The organism is Salinicoccus roseus (assembly GCF_003814515.1).
GTDB lineage: Bacteria > Bacillota > Bacilli > Staphylococcales > Salinicoccaceae > Salinicoccus > Salinicoccus roseus.
In genome coordinates this window covers 932,192-954,155 of record NZ_RKQJ01000001.1, presented here as the reverse complement: position 1 = coordinate 954,155, position 21,964 = coordinate 932,192, and the positions used below count along the sequence as shown (strand labels likewise).

22 protein-coding genes and 1 tRNA gene are annotated in these 21,964 nt (G+C 50.7%); 19 read left to right on the top strand and 4 right to left on the bottom strand.

The window, feature by feature from the left end; translation table 11 throughout:
• The 10 genes from EDC33_RS04940 to EDC33_RS04895 all read left to right on the top strand — a co-directional run bounded on the left by EDC33_RS04940 (position 1) and on the right by EDC33_RS04895 (position 10,419).
• A complete protein-coding gene (locus EDC33_RS04940) occupies positions 1-1,155 on the top strand; it encodes an aminotransferase class I/II-fold pyridoxal phosphate-dependent enzyme (protein WP_124010373.1) in 1,155 nt (384 codons plus the stop codon).
• Between the two features lie 55 nt (positions 1,156-1,210).
• Complete coding sequence (locus tag EDC33_RS04935; RefSeq protein WP_124010372.1) at positions 1,211-2,218, top strand: GNAT family N-acetyltransferase; 1,008 nt, start codon at positions 1,211-1,213, stop codon at positions 2,216-2,218.
• A gap of 108 nt (positions 2,219-2,326) precedes the next feature.
• A complete protein-coding gene (locus EDC33_RS04930; protein ID WP_124010371.1) occupies positions 2,327-2,896 on the top strand; it encodes a YdcF family protein in 570 nt (189 codons plus the stop codon).
• A 240-nt stretch (positions 2,897-3,136) separates the two neighbouring features.
• The gene (locus EDC33_RS04925; protein WP_124010370.1) at positions 3,137-4,552 is read left to right on the top strand and encodes a sodium:solute symporter family protein; all 1,416 of its coding nucleotides are present in this window, start codon (positions 3,137-3,139) and stop codon (positions 4,550-4,552) included.
• The gene (locus EDC33_RS04920; RefSeq protein WP_124010369.1) at positions 4,545-5,669 is read left to right on the top strand and encodes a M24 family metallopeptidase; all 1,125 of its coding nucleotides are present in this window, start codon (positions 4,545-4,547) and stop codon (positions 5,667-5,669) included. Before EDC33_RS04925 ends, EDC33_RS04920 begins: the two co-directional genes overlap by 8 nt.
• Before the next feature lie 412 nt (positions 5,670-6,081).
• Positions 6,082-6,534, top strand: coding sequence for a hypothetical protein (locus tag EDC33_RS04915; RefSeq protein ID WP_124010368.1), 453 nt, complete (start codon positions 6,082-6,084; stop codon positions 6,532-6,534).
• 107 nt (positions 6,535-6,641) lie between these two features.
• Complete coding sequence (locus EDC33_RS04910) at positions 6,642-7,448, top strand: LolA family protein (RefSeq protein WP_124010367.1); 807 nt, start codon at positions 6,642-6,644, stop codon at positions 7,446-7,448.
• A gap of 210 nt (positions 7,449-7,658) precedes the next feature.
• Positions 7,659-7,729 (top strand) — tRNA-Thr (locus tag EDC33_RS04905).
• A gap of 139 nt (positions 7,730-7,868) precedes the next feature.
• Positions 7,869-8,300 (top strand): RDD family protein, encoded by a 432-nt coding sequence (locus EDC33_RS04900; protein ID WP_124010366.1) that lies wholly within the window; start codon positions 7,869-7,871, stop codon positions 8,298-8,300.
• A 184-nt stretch (positions 8,301-8,484) separates the two neighbouring features.
• Positions 8,485-10,419 carry an aconitate hydratase gene (locus EDC33_RS04895; protein WP_124010365.1) on the top strand — a complete coding sequence of 645 codons (1,935 nt, stop codon included), beginning with the start codon at positions 8,485-8,487 and terminating at the stop codon, positions 10,417-10,419.
• A 61-nt stretch (positions 10,420-10,480) separates the two neighbouring features.
• Here the strand turns inward: EDC33_RS04895 and EDC33_RS04890 are convergent, their stop codons facing one another.
• On the bottom strand, positions 10,481-10,942 hold the full coding sequence (locus tag EDC33_RS04890) for a hypothetical protein (protein ID WP_124010364.1): 462 nt from the start codon (positions 10,940-10,942) through the stop codon (positions 10,481-10,483).
• A 112-nt stretch (positions 10,943-11,054) separates the two neighbouring features.
• On the opposite strand from EDC33_RS04890, the gene EDC33_RS04885 reads away from it, so the two are divergent.
• Positions 11,055-11,990, top strand: a complete 936-nt coding sequence (locus EDC33_RS04885; protein WP_124010363.1) for a nucleoside hydrolase — start codon at positions 11,055-11,057, stop codon at positions 11,988-11,990.
• Between the two features lie 128 nt (positions 11,991-12,118).
• Here EDC33_RS04885 and EDC33_RS04880 read toward each other — a convergent pair whose 3' ends face one another.
• Positions 12,119-12,823, bottom strand: a complete 705-nt coding sequence (locus tag EDC33_RS04880) for a GntR family transcriptional regulator (protein WP_124010362.1) — start codon at positions 12,821-12,823, stop codon at positions 12,119-12,121.
• A gap of 176 nt (positions 12,824-12,999) precedes the next feature.
• Here EDC33_RS04880 and EDC33_RS04875 point away from each other — a divergent pair, with 176 nt between their 5' ends.
• Entirely contained in the window at positions 13,000-14,439 is a 1,440-nt protein-coding gene (locus tag EDC33_RS04875) for a 6-phospho-beta-glucosidase (protein ID WP_124010361.1), read from the top strand.
• An 85-nt stretch (positions 14,440-14,524) separates the two neighbouring features.
• Here the strand turns inward: EDC33_RS04875 and EDC33_RS04870 are convergent, their stop codons facing one another.
• The gene (locus EDC33_RS04870; RefSeq protein WP_124010360.1) at positions 14,525-15,565 is read right to left on the bottom strand and encodes an acyltransferase family protein; all 1,041 of its coding nucleotides are present in this window, start codon (positions 15,563-15,565) and stop codon (positions 14,525-14,527) included.
• Positions 15,566-15,760: 195 nt separating this feature from the next.
• Here EDC33_RS04870 and EDC33_RS04865 point away from each other — a divergent pair, with 195 nt between their 5' ends.
• The 5 genes from EDC33_RS04865 to EDC33_RS04845 all read left to right on the top strand — a co-directional run bounded on the left by EDC33_RS04865 (position 15,761) and on the right by EDC33_RS04845 (position 19,857).
• Positions 15,761-16,306 carry a dihydrofolate reductase family protein gene (locus tag EDC33_RS04865; RefSeq protein ID WP_124010359.1) on the top strand — a complete coding sequence of 182 codons (546 nt, stop codon included), beginning with the start codon at positions 15,761-15,763 and terminating at the stop codon, positions 16,304-16,306.
• 43 nt (positions 16,307-16,349) lie between these two features.
• Positions 16,350-16,529 carry a hypothetical protein gene (locus EDC33_RS04860; RefSeq protein WP_040104852.1) on the top strand — a complete coding sequence of 60 codons (180 nt, stop codon included), beginning with the start codon at positions 16,350-16,352 and terminating at the stop codon, positions 16,527-16,529.
• Positions 16,530-16,741: 212 nt separating this feature from the next.
• Positions 16,742-17,434 (top strand): N-acetylmannosamine-6-phosphate 2-epimerase, encoded by a 693-nt coding sequence (locus tag EDC33_RS04855; RefSeq protein WP_124010358.1) that lies wholly within the window; start codon positions 16,742-16,744, stop codon positions 17,432-17,434.
• 19 nt (positions 17,435-17,453) lie between these two features.
• Positions 17,454-18,281, top strand: coding sequence for a MurR/RpiR family transcriptional regulator (locus tag EDC33_RS04850; RefSeq protein ID WP_124010357.1), 828 nt, complete (start codon positions 17,454-17,456; stop codon positions 18,279-18,281).
• 34 nt (positions 18,282-18,315) lie between these two features.
• Positions 18,316-19,857: a maltose/glucose-specific PTS transporter subunit IIC gene (locus EDC33_RS04845; protein WP_124010356.1), complete on the top strand. Its 1,542-nt coding sequence runs from the start codon at positions 18,316-18,318 to the stop codon at positions 19,855-19,857.
• Positions 19,858-19,916: 59 nt separating this feature from the next.
• Here the strand turns inward: EDC33_RS04845 and EDC33_RS04840 are convergent, their stop codons facing one another.
• A complete protein-coding gene (locus EDC33_RS04840; protein ID WP_124010355.1) occupies positions 19,917-20,222 on the bottom strand; it encodes a monooxygenase in 306 nt (101 codons plus the stop codon).
• Positions 20,223-20,370: 148 nt separating this feature from the next.
• Here EDC33_RS04840 and nadX point away from each other — a divergent pair, with 148 nt between their 5' ends.
• Positions 20,371-21,147, top strand: a complete 777-nt coding sequence (nadX, locus tag EDC33_RS04835; protein WP_124010354.1) for an aspartate dehydrogenase — start codon at positions 20,371-20,373, stop codon at positions 21,145-21,147.
• Positions 21,148-21,190: 43 nt separating this feature from the next.
• Entirely contained in the window at positions 21,191-21,925 is a 735-nt protein-coding gene (locus EDC33_RS04830) for an MBL fold metallo-hydrolase (protein ID WP_124010353.1), read from the top strand.
• Positions 21,926-21,964 lie beyond the last annotated feature (39 nt).

The following is a 21,964-nucleotide window of genomic DNA, read 5'->3' as shown; positions in this document are numbered from 1 at the left end:
ATGTCTCAGCGCAGAATTCTTTTGTCATCACCTCATATGGGCGGTACGGAAAGGAAGTATGTCCAGGAGGCATTCAACACGAACTGGATTGCACCACTGGGAGAAAATGTTAATATATTTGAAGATCAGATCAAGGAATTTACAGGATCGAAGGCAGCGTGCGCGCTTGCCAGCGGTACAGGGGGCATCCATCTTGCGCTCGATCTGCTGAAGGTGGAGCAGGGAGATCTCGTGCTCTGTTCCTCACTCACCTTCGTGGCAAGTGCGAATCCGATACTCTACCGGGGGGGTACACCCGTCTTCATCGATTCTGAGATGGACAGCTGGAACATGTGCCCGAAAGCACTGGAGAAGGCGCTGAAATACTATCGGATGCAAGGGAAACAGCCGAAAGCGGTCATTGTGGTCAACTTGTACGGCCAGTCTGCGAGAATGGATGAAATCAGCGAGATATGCCGGCGGTATGGTGTACCGATTGTAGAGGATGCGGCAGAATCCCTCGGTGCAATTTACAAGGGCAGGATGAGCGGCACCTTCGGCAAGTTCGGCATATTCTCGTTCAACGGCAACAAGATCATCACAACGTCCGGCGGCGGCATGATCGTTTCCAACGATGAAGTGCTCATCGAAGAAGCGCTCAAGAAGGCGACCCAGAGCAAGGAGCCGGCCGCACACTACCAGCATGAATCGGTTGGATATAACTACCGGCTCAGCAACGTGTGTGCAGGAATCGGACGCGGCCAGATGGAAGTGCTGGAAACACGCATCCAGCAGAAGCGCAATATCTTCGACAAGTATGTGGCGGGACTTGATGATATGAATGGCATTGAATTCATGCCGGAAATAGAGGGGTCCTACCATACGAGATGGCTTTCCACTATGCTCATCGACCCTAAAAAGCTGGGCATCAGCGCCAAGGAACTGATCGAGTATCTTGGAGAACACAACATTGAAGCAAGACCGGTGTGGAAGCCGCTTCACCTGCAGCCGCTGTTCGAGGGCGCTGCCTATTTCACTATGGCCAAAGACAATTCGAAGTACCTCTTCGAACATGGCATCTGCCTTCCATCGGATACGAAGATGACTGATGAAGAAATAGACCGGGTCATCGAGCTGTGCCGGGAACGCATACTGACACACGAGCTCTTTGCATGATTTCCATGGTGCCAAGGGCGCCGGGGATGCGAATCTACCTAATGGAGGGCGTACAGTGAATAAGGACATATACTTTACTGAAGGATATGCACAAGTCAACGAACTGATAGAACACGGGGAAGCGGTCTTCATTGAAGTCGAATGCGAATATGGCCACATCACCCACAGCGCCATCAAAAGGGAAATCGGCATTGAAGTTGATGGTGAAAAATATTATGACCTGGTCACCCCTTACGGATATGGGGGACCGATTATCCATGAATACACGCATTTGGACAGGCTTGTGGAAGTGTTCGAAAAGACGCTCGTGGAGTATTGTGAAAGGCACAATATCGTATCTGAATTCGTAAGGTTCCATCCAGTCTTCCAGAACCAGGAGCCATTCAGAAGCATCTATGATGTGCAGTATTTGAGGAAGACTGTAGGGACCGATCTGATGAGCTACGACGATGTATTCCAGAGCGAGTTCAATGCAACGGCACGCAGGCGTGTCAGGAAGCTGATAAAGGATGACAGGTTCTCCTGTCTGGTGGCCGCAAAATTCGAGGATATTGAAGACTTCATCGAAATCTACAACGATACGATGGATCGTCATCATGCCACGGACTACTATTATTTCGATCGTGGATATTTCGAAAGGCTGAAATGGCAGTTCGGGGATGAACTGCTCACGACGAGTGTGTTCTTCGAGGGTAAGATCATCGCCATGGGGCTGTACTTCATGTCTGATGACATCATCCATGACCATCTGAACGGTACACTGGCCGAGTACCTTCATCATTCACCGGCCTACCTCCTGAAGTACACGATGATGAACTGGGCGAAGGCAAATAGCTTCTCACTGGTCCATTACGGGGGTGGCGTTTCAAATGATGCGGAGGATTCCGTACTCAAGTTCAAGAAACGCTTTTCCAGCCATACCGAGTTTGATTTCCACATCGGCAGAAAAGTGTGGAACCAGGATGTGTATGATGCATTGTGCAGAAAGAAGGGCATCTATAGGGAAACGGACTTCTTCCCAGCCTACCGTACACCACAGAACGCGATAAAAGAGAAATATTAGCACAGCGCACTGCATTCCACGACAGGACTTTGGAATGCAGTTCTGATTGGAAGGACTGGTGGTGGACAACAGGATGCGCCTGCATCATTTGCCCGGCGAGGAGGACATATGAAAATAAGGATCTTAATCATTCTGTTCTGCATTTCATTGATGCTGATCGTCGTATCCATCATAGACAGTTTTGACCACAGCTATACGGATCAGCCTGTAGAGAGTGATCTGATCGTGATGCTTGGGGGCGGCGAAGAATCCAGGATGCAGCAGGCCGCCCACCTCTACCACGAAGGTTATGCAGATCGTGTCCTGATCACTCCGGTCGTCGAGTCCGGCGACCTCAACCAGAGTTCGGCGCTCGCAATGGAATACGGAATCCCCGAAGAAGCACTGATATTGGAGTACGAAGCGATCAGCACCTACACTAATGCGACCATCACCATGGACATCATGGAAGAACGCGATATGGACTCCGCGCTCATCGTTACGAGCGACTGGCACATCAAACGCACCAAGTACATCTATGACAAGCTGAATGATGGCCGCTTCGACTTCAAATATATATCGGCGCTGCCCTTCCAGGATGGCAGATGGCATGAAGGCGGCGATGGCTTCTATGTCTGGTACAGTGAATACATCAAATTGTGGGTGTACAGGATGGGGATATACTGGTGGAGTGAGTAGGGAAGCTGAATATTGAAGTGAGTGCATCTTGGCATCTGGAAACCAGAGTGTCAGGATGCTTTAATTTTTACATAATACCTTGTATATACATGAAATAATATATTACTGAAAATTTTTACTTTGTCGTCGTATCAATTGATATTATAGGATTTGTGAAATTTTTTCCGGATGAGAAGATGAAATGAAAATTTCAATATGTTAGGTTGATTAAGGACACAATCCAAACACAGGGGGAAAACAATGGAATTTTCAAATCAACCCATACTCATATGGTTTGTAGTAGGTTATGGTGTATTCATGCTGCTGCTCGGCATGTACTACTCCAAGAAGATCAGTTCGAGCGAGGACTTCATACTCGCCGGCAAGTCACTGGGACCGGTCGTCCTGATGGGGACGCTGCTTGCAACTTGGGTCGGAAGCGGGTCCGTGACGGGTGGACAGAACTCATTGGCGTATTCATTCGGGATATGGCCGGCACTGATGTCGACGCTGCCGTCGCTCATCGGTATCGCGACGATCTTCCTCATCTCTTCAAAGATCAAACATTACGGAAAATATACGGTAGCTGAAATACTGGAAGTGAAATATGGCAAGGTGGCAAGCCTGCTTGCAGCCCTGATCATCATACTCGCTTTCGTGGGCATCGTCTCCTACCAGTACCAGGGTCTCGCCTACATACTCAACATCTCGCTTGGCATACCGGTAGGCACAGGAACGATCATCGCTGCAGTGATCATCATATTCCTAGCAGGCATCGGCGGACTGATGTCCGTGGCACCGACGGATGCGTTCAGTGCATTCCTGGTCATCTTCGGTCTGATTATCGCATTGCCGATCGCATTATCTTCAGGCGGCGGATGGAGTGAAATCACATCCAACGTGCCGGAGAGTCACTTGAGCGCTACGGGTTCACTGAGCTTCCTGCAGCTGATGGGGTACTACATCCCGACGCTCTTCCTGCTGCTCGGTGACCAGAACATCTATCAGCGGATGTCATCTTCAATGGACGACAAATCTACGAAGCTGGGTACAGCGGGCTGGATTATCGGCCTGATCATCGTCACACCGGTGATTTCGATCCTGGCATTCATATCACGCTCCATGTTCCCGGATATTGAACCGGGCATGGCACTTATCGCCATCACGAGTGTGCTGCCAGTCGTCATCGGCGGCATACTGATTGCTGCGCTGACGGCATTCATCGTCACGACGGGCAACTCGTACCTGCTGTCTGCTGCGACAAGCGTCGTCTACGACTTCGTCGGCAAGTACTTGAAGAAGGACATCGATGACCATCAAAGACTGGTCTATACAAGGGTACTGATTCCGATACTCGGCATCATAGCATTCATGCTGACGATGTACTTCCCGACCGTACTTTCCGTACAGATGTATGCATATACGGTATATGGCGCAGGCATCACACCGGCGCTGCTCGCAGTCTTCCTGTTCCCGAAAGTTACGAAACCGGCGGGTCTCGCATCAATGGCTTCAGGTCTCGTCTCCACACTGTTCTGGGAATTCTTCTTTGTACAGTCGACAGGCATCAATTCGGCACTGATTTCAGTACCGATTGCGTTCATCGTCCTGTTTGCCGTGACACTGCTTACAAAAGGACAGCATAATGAAATGAAGGAGGTGCCTGAGAATGGATAGGGCAAAAAGAGTGGACAATCTCAGGCAGATCATGAAAGAAAAGAACCTGGACGCCGCCGTCATATTCAACTTCGAGAACCAGTTCTACTTCAGCGGTCTCAAGGCCATCACCTATTCCCGGCCGATCATCATGGTCGTGGAACAGAAGAAAGAGAGTCTGATCATCCCTTCGCTTGAGGAGAAGCATGCTGGTGAGAAGACGGATGCAGCGCTCCACATCTACCATGAAGTTGAAGGACGGGGCAGCACGGACTACCACGCGCTGTTCGACGAAGTGATGGACGGTATTGAAGGTGACAAGGTGGGCATCGAATTCGGTGCGCTGCCGGCTGAACTTGCCTCAAGCATCGAGGAGAAGGACCACGACCTCATTGATATTCAAGGGGACATCGTCCGGATGCGATCTATCAAGAGTGATGAAGAAATAGAAATGATCAAGGAATCCGGCAAGCTTGTCGCCGGGGCACTGAAACACACGCTCGAGCAATCGGAAGCGGGCAAGTCGGAGCTCGAGATCGACTACCATGGCAACCAATATCTCTTTGAAGAGATTTCAAAGAATAACACCGACTCCACGCTGGACTACTTTGTCATGTCGCCGTCTGGCATCGAGCGGACGAACATGCCCCATGTATTCTCTAATACACGGAAACTGGAGACGGGTGATGTCATCATACACAGCCGTCAAGTCGGTTTGAACGGCTACCGGGCGGAATGTGAACGGACATATTTCATCGGCGGACCGACGGAGGAACAGGAGAAGGCATTCAACGTCATGCTGGAGGCGCACCTCGCCGCGCTCGATTTCATCAAGGCGGGCGTCACCGCAAAGGCCGTGAACCAGGCGGCCCTCGACGTCATCAAGGAAGCGGGGTACGACGCCTACGTCTCCCACCGCACCGGCCACGGAATCGGCATCGGCCAGCATGAAGAGCCATCGCTCCGCTTCGACAACGACCTTGTACTCGAAGCAGGCATGGTATTCTGCGTCGAACCGGGCATCTATATCCCGGGCGTCGGCGGGTTCAGACACTCCGATACCGTCGTACTGACGGAGGAGGGTGCTGAAATCATCACGGAATATCCGAGGGATCTTGAAAGCATGATCATAAAATAACCGAATTTGAAGCCCTTCCGGCACATGGTGCATGGAGGGGCTTCTTCATGCAGAAAGAGAGGGTGAGGTGTATAATCCCCTTTATTTTTTCATTTTCTTCGCCTTTTCGGAAATATATGATAGGCAATTACGATAAAATACCCTATAATGTATTGAATGGGTAAAATTACTTGTACATACATCATGGGGGAGAATGTCGTGGTCCATAAAGTTCAATCGCAGTATGCAGCTGGTCAGCATATTGGAAAAGCATTGAGGCGCATCGAAAATGAAATCGACGTCTGCCAGGAGAACATAGCGTATTATGAAGAAAGGCTCTTTGCCTACCATGACAATGATCTGAGTCATCAGTATGAAGATACGCTGCGATGGTATGAAAACCTGAAGGCAGACCGCCTGTCGGAATCTTCCGATGCTGAAATGTCTGGTGGAAAAGGGAAACTTCATGGCTTTCTGCGGCAGCTTCATGCGTGGTGCAGCAGCGACAGTCATCGCGGCTGTTCTGCTGGCATTCGCCCATATACTGTATCTCGGCCTGGATTTTGGGCTCGTGGGAATGCTCCTCCTGGTCGCATTGAGCAGCGGCATCGGACTGACATGGATGATCACCGACTGCATCCTTGGGCAACGGCATCTACAAGTACAGAAACGAAGTGCCGAGATGGAAGTGGATGCCATCGAAGCAAGAATGGCTGAACTGGCCCATCAATATGAATCCATCATCGTCTCAAACAGGAAGCGTGCGATCACCCTTTTCCGCAAGCAGGAGCAGCTGTTCCGTCAAGTGGAGTCCGGACGTCTTCAGGGAGAATCGGAATACGAAGAGCAGAAGGGCACCTCCATATGGAACGGGCGGCTGGTGTGATGAAGAGCAGATGAGAACTGCTCTTTTTTTATTTGACACTATTGATGTGCGGGGCTGGATCAGAGAGGGTATATGATAAGAGGAAGTATTTGGAGGGGAGGTGCTGTATGTACAAACGATGGCTGATGTTGATTGTAGCAATCCTTTATCTCTCGGGCTGCGGCACGCAGGAAAATGAAGAGGAAGAATCCCCACCTGAAAGGACAACTGAAAAAGTGACGGAGGAAGAAGCGAGTGCCCCTTCGGAGGAGACGGAAGAGTCCTCCATTTCACTGGAGTCGATGACAGCCGAATCGATCGTCGATGCGGTGGAGGCTCGGGCTGGAGAGAATCTCAACTACTATCTCCATACCCGCGTCACCATGGAATATCAGGAGGAGACGCAGATGTCCGAAACGAAGGAGTGGTACCATACGGAAGATGACAAGAGTTTCGTCCGCCGGGAAGTACACACTGAAGATCTGCCTGTACAGTATTATGTGAGCGACGGGGAAAAGACATGGCAATACTCAGAAGGAGACGCAGTGGCATACGTCAGTGATGCGATGCATAGTGGAGACATGACGGGCCGTCCTTCCAGTGCCATCGGCAACCGGCTCCGCAGCTATCAGGAAAGCCATACGATGGCGCTCGAGGAGACTGTGGAAATCGCCGGATATACAGGCCACCATATCGCCTTCACACCGAATGAGGAGACGGGTGGTACGGCACTCGATGTCTACCTTAATATCGAAAATGGCCTGATCCTTAAAGAAGTCATGATTCAGGAGGGCCACCAGATGGTGTATGAGCTGCTTGAGTATGACGGCGACATTGAACACTCGGCCGGACGCTATACGCTCGATCTGCCAGAAGATGTGGAAATCAATGATATGTCCCAACCGGAACCTGATACCGACCTCGACAGTTTCTGATATGTAATGAAGCTCCAGTTTCCTGATCGGGGCTTCTTTTTTCTGGCCTTCTTTTTTGGTAAGCCACACGGGAAGATGAATTGATATTCTTGTAACGGAATGGCTGGAAGGGGTAAAAATATCATAAAAAGTTCAGGGGGCCGGTGGAATATCATGACTTGGGTATGCTATAATCAATTTGGATATTTTCCCAATACATATCTGGATTGTGCCGACATAGTTTAATGGTAGAACACAGCCATGGTAAGGCTGCGATGCGAGTTCGATTCTCGCTGTCGGCTTCCTTGAACATCATGACCATCGTTTCACCTGCTGGAGCTCCAGCAGGTGGGGCGGTGGTTTTTATTATGTGAATATATATCCTTCGACTGCCGCGCAGTGCTACAATGGGTAAAAGAGAAATAGTATGGAGGTTTACAGATGACGAACATAGCAGGGTTCTGGGTAAGACTTGCAGCACGGCTGCTGGATGGATTGCTGGTCGGCATGGTGGTGGGGACGCTCATCTTCGTGCTCCAGCTCGATACGGGCAGTCAGGTAGTGCAGACGGCGGAGAGCGTCATGGCGATGCTGTACTTTGTGCTGGTGCCGGTCTTCCTGTATGGTTATACGATTGCCAAGCGTGTACTTGATATAAGAATCGTAAAGATGGATGGTTCGAATGTGGGACTCTGGACGATGGTGTTGCGGGAAGTCCTCGGGGGCTTCCTCTATACCATCACATTCGGGATTGCGCTGATCGTCTCCGCTTTCATGGTGGGGTTGAGGCGCGACAAGCGCGGAATCCACGATCTCATTGCCGGTACGTATGTCACACATGACCGTCCGGAACATTGGAAGCGGGAAGAATAGGTTATTGTATGATGCTCTGGGACTTTGCTGTCCCGGAGCATTTTTCCGTTAAAGTTGAGGTGTCTCATCCTCTACAGATATTAAAGTCCTGATATTCAGTTTACAATCCCCCGTTTAGTGCAATAGTAAGTATAAGACACACTTTAGGCATAATGCCATAAAATACGATAAGGGGGAAGGGAACATGCCATTGAATGTGGCTCAGAAACTGATTCAGGATCATCTCGTATCGGGTGAAATGAAGCCTGGTGAAGAGATCGGTCTGAAGATCGACCAGACGTTGACGCAGGATGCGACGGGCACGATGGTGATGCTGGAACTGGAAGCGATGGGGATAGATAAGGTGAAGACGGAAGTATCCGCACAATACGTCGACCACAACCTCATACAGGATGATCACCGGAATCCGGATGACCACCTGTTCTTGAGGAGTGCGGCACAGAAGTTCGGCGTGCACTATAGCAGGCCGGGCAACGGGGTCAGCCACCCTGTGCATATGCAGGAGCTCTCGATACCCGGCAAGACGCTGCTCGGCTCGGACAGCCATACATGTGCGAACGGCTGCATGGGTATGCTGGCCATGGGCGCCGGCGGCATCGACGTGACGATGGCGATGGCGGGAGAGCCGTATTACATCGAGATGCCCCGTATTATGGGTGTGAAGCTGACCGGGGAGATGCCGGACTGGGTCAGCGCGAAGGATGTCATACTCGAGATGCTCCGCCGCCATACGGTGAACGGCGGTGTCGGCCGAATCATCGAATATTACGGTCCAGGACTCGATGACCTTTCCGCAATGGATAGGCACGTCATTGCGAACATGGGTGCCGAACTCGGTGCGACGACATCGGTATTCCCATCTGACAATGAAGTGAAGCGTTTCATGGAGACCCAGGGACGTGAAGACGAGTGGGTTGAACTGAAGGCGGATGAAGGCGCGGAATACGATGATCACGAGGAGATCAACCTGTCTGAACTGGTGCCGCTGATTGCGAAGCCGACCAGCCCAGATAACGTCGTACCGGTCGAAGAGATTGCAGGAGAGGAGATCTACCAGTCATACATCGGTTCTTCCGCGAACCCGGGCTACCGGGACTTTGCGGTCGCAGCGGAAATCGTCAAAGGCAAGCAGATTGCCAATGGTATTTCCTTCGACATCAACCCGACATCGCGACTGCTGCTCCAGCAGTTGGTGGACAATAAGCATATCGCAAGCCTCCTGTCTTCCGGTGCGCGGCTGCACCAGGCAGGCTGCAACGGCTGCATCGGTATGGGACAGGCACCGGCGACGGATCAGAACAGTCTGAGGACGACACCGCGGAACTTCCCGGGACGTTCGGGAACAAAAGAGGACAAGGTTTTCCTCTGCAGTCCTGAAACCGCAGCTGCCTCTGCGCTTTCAGGTGTCATTACAGATCCACGGACACTCGATATGGACTATCCGGAAATACCGGAAGCCGCAGCTATCAAGACGAACAAGATGCTCGAGGATCCACCGGAAGACACCAGCGACATCGAAATCGTGAAGGGACCGAACGTCTCGACCATCCCGGACTTCGACCCGATCGAAGACAGTTTCGACATGCCGGTACTGCTGAAGATGGACGACAACATCTCCACCGATGAAATACTCGCCGGCGGCTCGAGAGTGCTGCCTTTCCGAAGCAACATACCGAAGATCAGTACATTCGTTTTCGAAGGTGTCGACGACACTTACACCGAACGGGCTGAAGGAAAACGCGATTCAGGCGGACACATGGTCGTAGCCGGCAACAACTACGGTCAGGGCTCCAGCCGCGAACACGCGGCGCTGGCGCCGCGCTACCTCGGCCTGAAAGTTGTGCTTGCCAAGGACTTTGCACGGATCCACCTGCAGAACCTGATCAACTTCGGCATATTGCCGCTGACATTCGAAGATCCGGCAGACCACGAGAAGATTGACGAAGGGGATGTCATCGAGTTCAGGAATGTCCACCAGGCCATCCAGGACGGCAACACATTCAAAGTCAAACTGAAAGACTCCGGTGAAGAAATCACCGTCAAGCACAGCATGACGAAACGTCATCTCGACCTCATGCTCGCCGGCGGCATCATCAACTGGGCGAAGCAGAGGCAATAACAATCGGATCAACGAAAAAAGTGGACATACATTCAATGTATGTCCACTTTACTGTGTGGCGTCAATTCATAATCAGACCTGCATCCCGCTCGTGGCTGTCATAATGTGCAATGATCTCGCCCTCGGGATTCTCGAATTCAACGAGGGGCAGCTTGTCATCCGCACCGTCGTGGAGGATGCCTGCCGTGCCGCTTCTAACGGATTCGCCGATGCCCTGCATCTTGCCTCGAAGGGCGTCGCCGTTCATTGAGGCCGCTTCTTCACTCACTGTGATGGTGATCTCGGAGTAGTCCGCATTCTGCGGCTCGATGGCATCGATGAACGCATCATTCGCCATGCCGTTGAATTTCTCATCAAGGGACTGCTGCTGTTCAGCGGTGATATCCACTTGTCCGCTGCCTGAAGTTTCCTCCGCAGCAGCCGGGTCTTCATTTTCAGCAGCGTCAGTGGCTTCATCCCCATTGCCGCACGCAGAAAGCAGGAGCGCAGATGCCAGTCCTGCCATCATCATTTTTCTTTTCATAACATGAACCTCCATTATTCGATATACATCATGCATATTAGCACAGTACGGGGGATGGATGGAAAGAAAAAGCGGGTCGTCTGTTATAATCTAGGGTGAAGGAGGGATACATATGAAGAAAGTGATCATGGACGTCGATACCGGGGTGGATGATGCATTGGCGATCCTCTATGCACTGGAAAGCAGGCAGCTCGATGTGCTCGGCATCACGACGGTGAACGGCAATGTGCCGCTCGAGATGGTGAATGCAAATACGCTGAAGGTGCTGTCGCTGGCTGACAGGGCGGACGTGCCCGTCCACCCTGGTGCAGACCGGCCGTTGATGAAGACATCAGAACATGTCCATCATATCCATGGGGATGACGGCATCGGCAATGCACTCGATGATTTCAGCTACAGCAACCAGTGCCAAGAACAGTTCGCAGCGGACTTCATCATCGAACAGGCGGAAAAGCACCCTGGAGAAGTCACGCTGATCGCCGTTGGGCCGCTGACCAACCTGGCACTGGCATTCCGGAAGGAGCCAAAGCTCTCCGAATGGCTTGATGAAGTCGTCATCATGGGCGGGCTGGTATCCGAAATGGGGCGGGGCAACAAGCTGCCGAACTCCGAATTCAACATTTATACCGATGCCGAAGCGGCACAGATCGTCTTCCACAGCGGGGCCGAAACGACGCTGGTCAGCCTCGATGTGACGAAGCAGACGCTGCTGTCCAATCGGGACATCAAGAGGCTCGAAGGCAGGAAGTATCATGACTTCGTCAAACAGTCGACGGAAGTCTACCGCGCCTTCAGCAAGGAGAAGTTCAACCTCGACGGTTGTGCACTGCACGACCCGCTGACTGTCGGTTATGTACTGAACAATAACTTCCTCAAGACCGAGAAACACCATGTCGATGTCGAAACGGTGAGTCCGCTCAACTATGGGCAGACGGTGTGCGACTTCAACAATCTCCTCGGCAGGGAACCGAACGTGAATGTCTGCCTGGGTGTTGATGCAGAAGCGTTCGTTTCGCATTTCCTGGAGATGCTCGGTAGAGAAGGATAGATATGTAGAAACCCATCTTAAAAATATGAAGTGCACCTCAACTGTTGGAGTATGTCCAACAAAGAGGTGCACTTTTTTATGGCTGAGTTTAGTGTGAGGTAAACATCCCTAGGACTTCCGCGACTGCATCAAAAACTGTTGATCTGCAGGTAGAACTGGGCTTCCTGGTAATTGTATACAAGCTTCGAGTAGTCGAATGGCTCCCCGTTCGGCAGATGGTAGACCGATTCGTAGTACAGGGCGGGATCACCGGCATCGAGTGACAGCAGTTCCGCCTCATCTTCATCAAGCTTGCGTATATGGAAGAAGTTGTCCGAGAATCCGATCTTCAGTTTCAATCCTTCCCTGAGGTAGGTGAATATGGATTCGGAGACGATCTGTTCATTCAGGAAGGGGACGACGGACTTCTTGTAATATGATTCCTCAATGCACAGCGGCTGTCCGTGGATGAAGCGGAGCCGCTTCACTTGATAGACCGGCTCTTCTGCCGAAATCGACAGGTTGGCCATGACTTCTTCTGAAGGTGTCACGACCTCCAGTCCCAGGACCTCCGATGTAAGCTGGAAGTCGTCGAGGCCGGATCTGAAGCCCTGATTCTCATCGAGGTTGATGTAGCCCTTCCTCCTGTGCCTTCTCACGAAGATGCCGCTTCCCCGCACCTGGTAGATGATGCCCTTCATTTCGAGCAGTTCGAGTGCCTTCGTGATCGTACTCTTGCTGACTTCATATTTCTTCCTGAGGTCTTCAAGGACGGGGAGCTTGTCCCCCTGCCGCAACTCATTGTCGACGATGTACTGTTCCATATCTTCAGCGATCCTCTGGTATTTCAGCATCTTTTCATCCTCCTGCAACATGCCTTCATCGGGCGTATATTCATCCTGTATTATATCATCCCTGAGCCGTATTTTCCTGATTTATAGAAATTATATATTACTTGATTAATTGTATCGATACAATTATAATGAACTCAAACAAGTAATGAGTGCTGACAATGAATAGGAGGATTCATATGAATACATTTCCTGAAGGTTTCAAATGGGGCGGGGCATTTGCCGCCCATCAGTTCGAAGGGGGCTGGGACCAGGACGGCAAGGGTCCGAGCGTCGTGGATGTCATGACGGCAGGTGCCCACGGGGTGCCGAGGGAGATTACGGAGACGATCGAGCCGGATCGGTTCTATCCCAATCATGAAGCGGTCGATTTCTACAACAATTACAAAAGTGATGTGAAGCTGTTCACCGAAATGGGGCTTCAGTGCCTGCGGACATCGATCGCCTGGTCACGCATTTTCCCGAAAGGGGATGAAGCGGAACCGAATGAGGCGGGTCTCGCATTCTATGACGATCTCTTCGATGAATTGCTCAAATACGGCATAGAACCGGTCATCACACTTTCCCACTTCGAAATGCCGCTGCATCTTGCGCGGGAGTACGGCGGCTTCAAAAATAGGAAGATGATCGATTTCTTCGTCAAATTCGCCGAGACCGTCTTCGCGCGATACAAGGATAAGGTGAAGTACTGGATGACGTTCAATGAGATCAACAACAAGATGGACTACAGCAACCCCATCTTCCTCTGGACGAATTCCGGCGTCACTGTAGAGGAAGGCGAAAATGCAAAAGCCGTCATGTATACGGCGGGCCACCACGAGCTCCTCGCCAGCGCACTCGCTGTGGCAAAGGGAAGGGAGATCAATCCGGAATTCCAGATCGGGGCCATGGTCTCCCATATCCCGATCTACCCATACTCTTCAAGGCCGGAGGATGTGATGCTTGCCGAGGAATACATGAGGCAGCGCTTCTTCTTCCCGGATGTGCATGTGCGGGGGAAATACCCGAGGTATGCACTCAAGGAATTTGAACGGGAAGGGCTGGATATCCCGATCCTTGAAGGAGATGAGGAAATACTGGGTAACGGTACGGTCGATTATCTGGGCTTCAGCTACTATATGTCCGCCACGGTGGACAGCCAGACCACCACTGAACATAAAGGCGCCATCGTGAGTGGCGGCCTGCCGCAGGAGGTCGACAATCCATACATCGGCGCCAGTGACTGGGGTTGGACGATCGACCCCGTCGGGCTGCGCTATGTATTGAACCGTCTTTATGACCGCTATCAGATTCCATTGTTCATCGTGGAGAACGGATTCGGTGCCGTCGACCATGTTGAGGAGGACGGAACAATCCAGGATGATGCACGGATGGAATATTTGAGCGCCCATATCAGGGAAATGAAGAAAGCAGTCAACTATGACGGTGTGGAACTGATCGGATATACACCATGGGGAATCATGGACATCGTTTCATTCACTACGGGTGAAATGAAGAAGCGGTACGGCATGATCCATGTCGACCGGGACAATGAAGGAAATGGTACGATGAAGCGGAGCAGGAAGGCATCATTCGACTGGTACAGGAAAGTCATCGCTTCGAACGGTGCTGAAGTGTAGCTTTGTATGATGAGGAATAAAACATGAAAAGAGAGATGCCATGGGCACTGGGCCTATGACATCTCTCTTTTTGTGGAAGGGATGGTTACCGCTTCAGCATGGCGCCTTCCGGATATGCGTCGCGTCTCTCCTTATACAGCCTGTAGAGCGCATTGTGGCTCGGCTGCTCGATGAGGCGGTGGATGGCGTATGCCAGCAGTATGCTGACACCGATTGGAATCAGCAGATAAATCTCATGAACGAGGCCGAAGGATTCCATCCGATTAATCATGACATATCCGATATTCTGGTGGACCAGGTAGACCGGATACGAGATGGTGCCGAAGAAGACGAAGACCTTCGAACTCAGGAACTTCAGCCTGCCGGCGAGTATCAGGTGGAATACGGCGATGAACAGCAGTGTGAACATCGCGTTCTCGACACTCTGGAAAAAGATGTCGTAGATGACCGCCATCGCCATCACCATGTGGTATTTGAACCGGTGGCCGTGCTGCCAGATGGCATAGAACATCATGCCGATGATGAACATATGGCTGAAGCTTGCGATGGAGTATTCGCGGATGATCGAGGTCAGTTCCGTATCCACCGTGCGGTGGACGACCTGGATCAGCACGGATGCTGCAAACCAGCCGAGTGTGACGGGCATGATGTGCTTCGCCTTCCCGAACAGCAGCAGTACACCCATCAGCACGTAGAAGGTCAGCTCTACGCGCAGTGTCCAGTAGACGCCGTCGACCCGGTCGATGCCGGTGAAGAAGTCCTGGAGCATGGTCATGTTGATCAGGGCTTCGCCGAATCCGACCTTGAGGTCATCCATCACCGACATCGACACGATGATGAACGTGAGGACCACGGCGAACATATATGACGGATACAGCCTAATGGACCGCTTGATGGCGAAGTCGGAGGACGACCGTGCCCGCATGATGGACATATAGATGACGAATCCGCTGATGATGAAGAACAGCTGCACACCGTATTCACCGAACCAGAACCAGTCGATGTATCCATCCTTCAAGTGGCCGAACCGGTCGTCATAGTATGTCGTGTAGTGGAAGAGGATGACCGCAATGGCGGCGATCCCCCTCAGTGCATCAATCTCTGTGAAGCGTTTCTTCTGTGACATGGTCATGCGCTCCCATCATTCCCCATGTACACACATGGGGTTTTTCAGGTTTCATTGCCACCTAATATATACCCCCTTTTGAGCGGATTTCAATTGGAAAGGGTATTAAGAATCCGTTACGAAAATGACATGGCCGTTACACCCGCGTGACAGCGCTATATGATATGATGGGGGCAAAAGAGAAGGGGGATTGCCATGGCGCGACGCGTGGTACTGGACCTTGCTGTAACATTGGATGGTTTCATTGAAGGGGCGCACGGGGAAATAGACTGGTGCATCATGGATCCGGAGATGGACTTTACGGCCTTCCTCGAATCGGTGGACACTATACTCTTCGGCAGGAAGAGCTATGACTTGTGGAAATCCTATGTTCCGGAAGGGGAAGTGTCCGACCTCGACAAAGAGATGATGCAGATGATTGAAGATAAGGAGAAGGTCGTCTTTTCACGCTCAAAGCGGGGGACGGAGGGGGATGTGACATTCTCCGATGATATTGGAGGGACGGTGGAGAAGCTGAAGGCGCAGGGAGGAAAGGACCTCTGGCTGTACGGCGGTGCTGAGCTGATCACCAAATGCGTCAACCTTGGGCTTGTCGATGAATACCGGCTCTCCGTCCACCCGGCCGTCCTCGGCCGGGGTAAGCCGCTTTTCAAGGATATTGAAGATCGGCTCGACCTCGATCTCCAGAAGGTGAACAGATATGACTCGGGCGTCGTCCAGCTGATCTACGGAAGGGCGTAGGAAGTGCCTTAAGGGGCGCCTGTTGAAAAAGGAGGTGAATGGCATGCGGACCATCGAATATAAAGGGGTCGTCTATACGATCATACAGACGATTCCTGAAGCGGACCTGCTGCTCGTATACAAGGAGGAAGAGGGCTTCTCAAGCGGCGTGAACTATCCGGCCAACTGCCTTGTGATACCGGATGAAGACCATCCGGAGTACCAGGAGAAGGCGTATGATTGAGGAACCCCTATAAAATGTTTGAAAATATGAAATGGACGAATGTCTGATAGTTTGGATGGACCTCTCAACCTGAATGGTTGGGAGGTTTTTATTATTGAATCGTACCAGATCCTTTAAATGATTTTTAACTATCAAAAATAAAATTATATTGACAACTAAGTATCAAAATGATATATTCAGTGAAAGCGTTTACTGTAAAGGTGGTATAAAAAATGTTTGATTTGCAAAGTTTGAAAGATGCATTGATCGTTTCCTGCCAGGCTCTTGAGGAAGAACCGTTACATAGTCCATATATCATGAGCAAAATGGCATTGGCAGCCCGGCAGGGGGGAGCCAAAGGGATAAGAGCAAATACTGTAGCAGATATAGGAGCGATAAAGCAGGAGGTGGATCTTCCGATCATTGGCATCATAAAAAAGGACTTTGATGATAGTGGTGTCTACATCACACCTACAATGGAAGAGGTGGATGCACTGGTTGAGGAAGGAATGGAGATTGTGGCGCTGGATGCAACCAAGCTGAGGCGGCCTGATGGCAGCCATTTCGCAGACTTTTTTGCAAAGGTCAGGGGAAAATATCCTGAGCAGCTATTCATGGCCGATGTCTCGACCGTTGAGGAAGGAATTGAGGCGGAAAAGGCGGGAGTGGATATCGTGGCGACCACACTTGTGGGCTACACCGAACATTCAGATGAAGACATCCCGCTCGAAACACTGCAGAAGATGATGGAAGTGATCTCTGTTCCCGTGATAGCCGAAGGCAACATGGACACGCCTGAAAAAGCGGCAAAAGCACTTGAACTCGGTGCCCATGCCGTTGTAGTTGGCAGTGCAATCACACGTCCCCAACTTATTACAGAGAAGTTCGCAAAAGCATTACAGCCTTCACAGGCTGCAGACTTCTGATGGTAAAGGAGTGGAATATATGACAGAAAATCTGAAGGCGACCATCCGGTTGGAGCAATATAAGAATGGCTATACGAAATCTGAGTTGAAAATCTACGATTACATCGTCGGACACACCGACCTGGTCATCTACCATTCCCTGACGGAACTGGCTGAAGCGTGTGAGGTCGGAGAAGCCACTGTGCTGAGATTCTTCAGAAAAATCGGCTATAAGGGGTTTCAGGAATTCAAGTTCTCACTTGCCAAAGAAGTCGACGAAGAAGATGAGGAAGAGAATGAGGAGTCATACGTATTCAAGGTTAAACGGAACATGGTCAATGCGATAGAAAATTCATACCATGTGATAGAGAAAGATGAGCTCGAAAAGGCGATAGGGATATTAGATCGGGCAAAGCACATAGTCGCCTTTGGAGTAGGCGCTTCATCCATTGCCACACTTGACATGCAGAACAGGCTGCTCAGAATCGGAAAGAATATCGAAGTGTTTGGTGATCCGCATTCCCAAGTTATGCGGACGGCTTCGATGGACAGTGAAACTGCTGTAGTGGCCATCAGTATAACAGGCAGTACAAAGGACACCGTAGACAGTATAGCTGCAGCCAAGCAAAAGGGTGCGAGCGTGGTGGCAATAACCAACTACAGCAAATCCCCTTTGACGAAGCATGCCGACTGCATCCTCAAATCTGCAGCCAAGGAGAACCCGCTGGACAGCGGTTCCCTCACATCCAAAGTCTCCCAATTGTTCGTCATCGACCTGATCTGCACTGGACTTACCATCAAGAACTTCAAAATGGCAGAAGAAACAAAGTTGGATATCTCAGAAAATATTTCGGACAAATTATATTAAAAGATAATAAAACTATTTGTGAGAGGTGAAACCTATGAAAAATCTATTCTCGAAAGCACAATCATTCGGTAAATCATTCATGCTGCCGATAGCGATACTTCCAGCAGCAGGTCTGCTCCTGGGTATCGGTGGTGCCTTATCCAACCCCAATACCATTTCTGCATATCCGATTCTGGACATAGCCTGGCTTCAAAGTCTCTTTACGATAATGGCTTCTGCCGGCAGCATCGTCTTTGCCAACCTCCCCATCATCTTTGCGGTAGGGGTAGCCATCGGACTGGCCAGAAACGATAAGGGCACTGCAGGGTTGGCGGCAGTTCTCGGGTACTTCGTAATGCATGCAACGATCAATGCGATACTTGGCATTACCGGCAGCCTGGCAGAAGACAATCTGGCAGCTGTGGGACAAGGAACGACTGTAGGGATACAGAGTCTCGAGACGGGTGTATTCGGTGGGATCATCGTTGGTATTCTGACGTCCATCCTACATAATAGATATTACAAAATTACGCTGCCCCAATTCCTTGGATTCTTCGGCGGATCGAGGTTCGTACCGATCATCACTTCGTTCTCTGCAATGTTCCTTGGGATTGCAATGTACTTCATCTGGCCGCCCATCCAGTCGCTCATCTTCAGTGCAGGGGATCTGGTGACGGGAACGGGTGCACTTGGCACTTTCCTCTTCGGATTGATCCTAAGGCTGCTCGGGCCCTTCGGCCTGCACCATATATTCTACCTGCCGTTCTGGCAGACAGGTCTTGGAGGTACGATGGAAGTTGGTGGACAGTTGATACAAGGCACTCAGAATATATTCTTTGCGCAGCTTGCAGACCCTGATGTCGATAAGTTCTACGAAGGTACTTCCCGCTTCATGTCCGGCAGGTTCATCACAATGATGTTCGGGCTGCTTGGCGCATGTCTTGCGATTTATCATACTGCCAAGCCTGAGAACAAGAAAGTGGTGGGTGGCCTAATGCTTTCTGCTGGACTCACCTCCTTCTTCACCGGGATTACGGAACCTATAGAATTTTCATTTCTTTTTGTGGCCCCGATCCTTTATGTGATCCACGCAGTCTATGATGGACTGGCGTTCATGATGGCTGATATCTTCAGCATCACAATCGGGCAGACGTTTAGTGGGGGGTTCATCGACTATATTCTATTCGGGGTTCTGCAAGGGAATGAAAAGACGAATTTCCTTTATGTCATCCCAATTGGAATCGTCTGGTTCCTGCTCTATTATGTTACATTCCGTTTCATGATACAGAAAATGAAATTGAAGACGCCGGGCAGGGAAGAAGAGGATATGACGCAGGTCGTCAATGCCAGCGAGCGTACCCTGGTGTTGGCAAAAGGTCTTGGCGGCGCTGAAAACATCAGTGAGCTCGACAACTGTGCTACACGTTTGAGGGTGACTTTGAATGACATGGACCAGGTTGATGAAAAAGCAATAAAATCTACTGGTTCGACCGGCATCGTCAAAAAAGGAAATGGCATTCAAGTTGTCTATGGACCACAGGTCAGCAATATTAAAAACGATTTGGAAGAATATCTGAATCAGGAAAATACAGAGTGATTATTATTTGTATAGGAATGACATAAAAATGCAGAGCCCGTTCGGGCCCTGCATTCTTTCTATTCTATCGGTGCATTGTTGGTTTTTGAAAGCTGCCTATTGATATTGAATATCTTACCGTTCACATCTTTAATGCCAAAACCTGCGAGCCGTTCCGTATGCATCTTCAAGTAGTTCTCGGCATCCTCCTTCGTTTCGAATACATAGATGCCGCCCGCTTCCTTTTCATTAGCATTCTCTGTCCAGATCTTCCACAGGAAGCCCGGCTCTTCATTGATGCTTTCGGCAAGGTCTTGGAATCCTTCCGCCATTTCAGTGCCGAAAGGGCCTTCCATTTCAAAATCCACCTGTAATAATACTGCCATGATGTTTCCCTCCAATCATTTAGTCCCTATCCTCTACCCGATTCTGTCGTTCTCATGTTTCTGATTGCGGGAGGCATTCCATCTTTATGTATTTACGGCCGATGTTCGGGTAGAGTAGGAATAGATGATTATGTGAAGGGGGATCAACATGGATATCGGAATCATTGGTGCAGGAGCAATTGCGAATGTGATGATGGAGCGGATCAATCATGACCGCCATGAAAATCTGAAGGTCAAAAGCGTCTTTGTAAGGAATGAAGAAAAGTATCAGCATCTCGAAGAGGAGTTTGGAATCACGCTGTATACAGACCTTGAGGCATTCCTGTCGTCAGATATAGACATTGTAGTGGAAGCGGCAAATGGGGAAGTGGTGAAGTCACATATGCCGGAAGTGCTCAAGCATAAGGATGCGATGCTGATCAGCGTCGGTGCACTTGCGGACGGCGCACTTGTGGCCGAATTGATGCAGATTGCGAAGCATCATGACCACACCCTCCATCTGCCATCCGGTGCGATCGGCGGCCTGGACCTCATCCAGAATGCGCAGTCGCATGGGGAATTGGAGCGTGTCAAGCTGACGACGAGGAAACCCGCGGCTGCACTCAGCTATGAGGATCTGCAGTCCGAACGGGTGGTGTTCGACGGCAGGGCGAAGGAGGCCATCACACTCTATCCGCAGAATATGAACGTGGCGATCATCCTTGGCATGGCCGGCATGGGCATCGAGGAGACGGAAGTGCTGCTCATCGCAGATCCGAATGTCGACCGCAACATCCATCATATCGAAGTAGAAGGGGCGTTCGGCAAGGCGGAATTCAAAGTGGAGAACCAGCCGCTGCCCGATAATCCGAAGACGAGCTACCTTGCCGCCATCAGCATCCTCGGCACACTGGAGCGCATGAACAGGCACTTCAGAATCGGGTAGGCGAGGGGTTTTTATTCAATTATGATGAACGGGAGTGGATAACATGAAATGTACAGTTGTCGGCATGTGGGGCGGCTTCCCGAAGCAGAATGGACCGACTTCGGGCTATCTCGTCGAGAAGGACGGCTTCTCGATCCTGCTCGATGCAGGGAGCGGAGTGGCTGCTCATGTGCAGAACTACATCGATCTGAATGACCTGCACCATATTTTCCTCACCCACTATCATTACGACCATTCCGTCGATATCGGATCATTCCTGTTCGGGCGGATGATCAGCACGCAGCTCGGCCGGGTGGATAAGACGCTCAACTTCTACGGACCGGGTGATAAGGGCGTCGAGGCTCAGGTGAACAAGGTGCGGAACAACACCTTCCATGCATATGGAAAAGACAACACATTCAAAGTCGGACGGTTCTCGATCGAATTCCATAAAAATGCCCATACGGTCGAGACATACGCCATGCGGATCACTGATGATGATGGGCATGTGCTCGTCTATACCGCCGACACGAGCTATCGAAAGAGTCTCGTGCGTTTTGCGGAAGGGGCCGACGTATTGATTTCGGAATGCAGTCTGTACGCCGGTGAAGACGGTGAGAAGATGGGGCACATGAATGCTGAGGAAGTCGGTGGGCTGGCTGCAAAAGCAGGTGTCGGCAAACTTGTGCTGTCCCACCTGCCGCACTACGGCAATCTCGATGAGCTTTTAGCGTCTGCCAAGTCAGCAGGAGGAGAGAATGTTGTATTGGCGGAAGTAGGAATGGAGATTGAAGTATAGACGAGGTTTTATTCATAAAAATAAGGCATCCTCTACCGA

Coding starts and splice junctions, on each gene's coding strand:
- EDC33_RS04940 (WP_124010373.1), top strand. CDS start 1: ATGTCTCAGCGCAGAATTCTTTTGTCATCACCTCATATGGGCGGTACG.
- EDC33_RS04930 (WP_124010371.1), top strand. CDS start 2,327: ATGAAAATAAGGATCTTAATCATTCTGTTCTGCATTTCATTGATGCTG.
- EDC33_RS04925 (WP_124010370.1), top strand. CDS start 3,137: ATGGAATTTTCAAATCAACCCATACTCATATGGTTTGTAGTAGGTTAT.
- EDC33_RS04920 (WP_124010369.1), top strand. CDS start 4,545: ATGGATAGGGCAAAAAGAGTGGACAATCTCAGGCAGATCATGAAAGAA.
- EDC33_RS04915 (WP_124010368.1), top strand. CDS start 6,082: ATGCTGAAATGTCTGGTGGAAAAGGGAAACTTCATGGCTTTCTGCGGC.
- EDC33_RS04910 (WP_124010367.1), top strand. CDS start 6,642: ATGTACAAACGATGGCTGATGTTGATTGTAGCAATCCTTTATCTCTCG.
- EDC33_RS04900 (WP_124010366.1), top strand. CDS start 7,869: ATGACGAACATAGCAGGGTTCTGGGTAAGACTTGCAGCACGGCTGCTG.
- EDC33_RS04895 (WP_124010365.1), top strand. CDS start 8,485: ATGCCATTGAATGTGGCTCAGAAACTGATTCAGGATCATCTCGTATCG.
- EDC33_RS04890 (WP_124010364.1), bottom strand. CDS start 10,942: ATGAAAAGAAAAATGATGATGGCAGGACTGGCATCTGCGCTCCTGCTT.
- EDC33_RS04885 (WP_124010363.1), top strand. CDS start 11,055: ATGAAGAAAGTGATCATGGACGTCGATACCGGGGTGGATGATGCATTG.
- EDC33_RS04880 (WP_124010362.1), bottom strand. CDS start 12,823: ATGCTGAAATACCAGAGGATCGCTGAAGATATGGAACAGTACATCGTC.
- EDC33_RS04875 (WP_124010361.1), top strand. CDS start 13,000: ATGAATACATTTCCTGAAGGTTTCAAATGGGGCGGGGCATTTGCCGCC.
- EDC33_RS04870 (WP_124010360.1), bottom strand. CDS start 15,565: ATGTCACAGAAGAAACGCTTCACAGAGATTGATGCACTGAGGGGGATC.
- EDC33_RS04865 (WP_124010359.1), top strand. CDS start 15,761: ATGGCGCGACGCGTGGTACTGGACCTTGCTGTAACATTGGATGGTTTC.
- EDC33_RS04860 (WP_040104852.1), top strand. CDS start 16,350: ATGCGGACCATCGAATATAAAGGGGTCGTCTATACGATCATACAGACG.
- EDC33_RS04855 (WP_124010358.1), top strand. CDS start 16,742: ATGTTTGATTTGCAAAGTTTGAAAGATGCATTGATCGTTTCCTGCCAG.
- EDC33_RS04850 (WP_124010357.1), top strand. CDS start 17,454: ATGACAGAAAATCTGAAGGCGACCATCCGGTTGGAGCAATATAAGAAT.
- EDC33_RS04845 (WP_124010356.1), top strand. CDS start 18,316: ATGAAAAATCTATTCTCGAAAGCACAATCATTCGGTAAATCATTCATG.
- EDC33_RS04840 (WP_124010355.1), bottom strand. CDS start 20,222: ATGGCAGTATTATTACAGGTGGATTTTGAAATGGAAGGCCCTTTCGGC.
- nadX (WP_124010354.1), top strand. CDS start 20,371: ATGGATATCGGAATCATTGGTGCAGGAGCAATTGCGAATGTGATGATG.
- EDC33_RS04830 (WP_124010353.1), top strand. CDS start 21,191: ATGAAATGTACAGTTGTCGGCATGTGGGGCGGCTTCCCGAAGCAGAAT.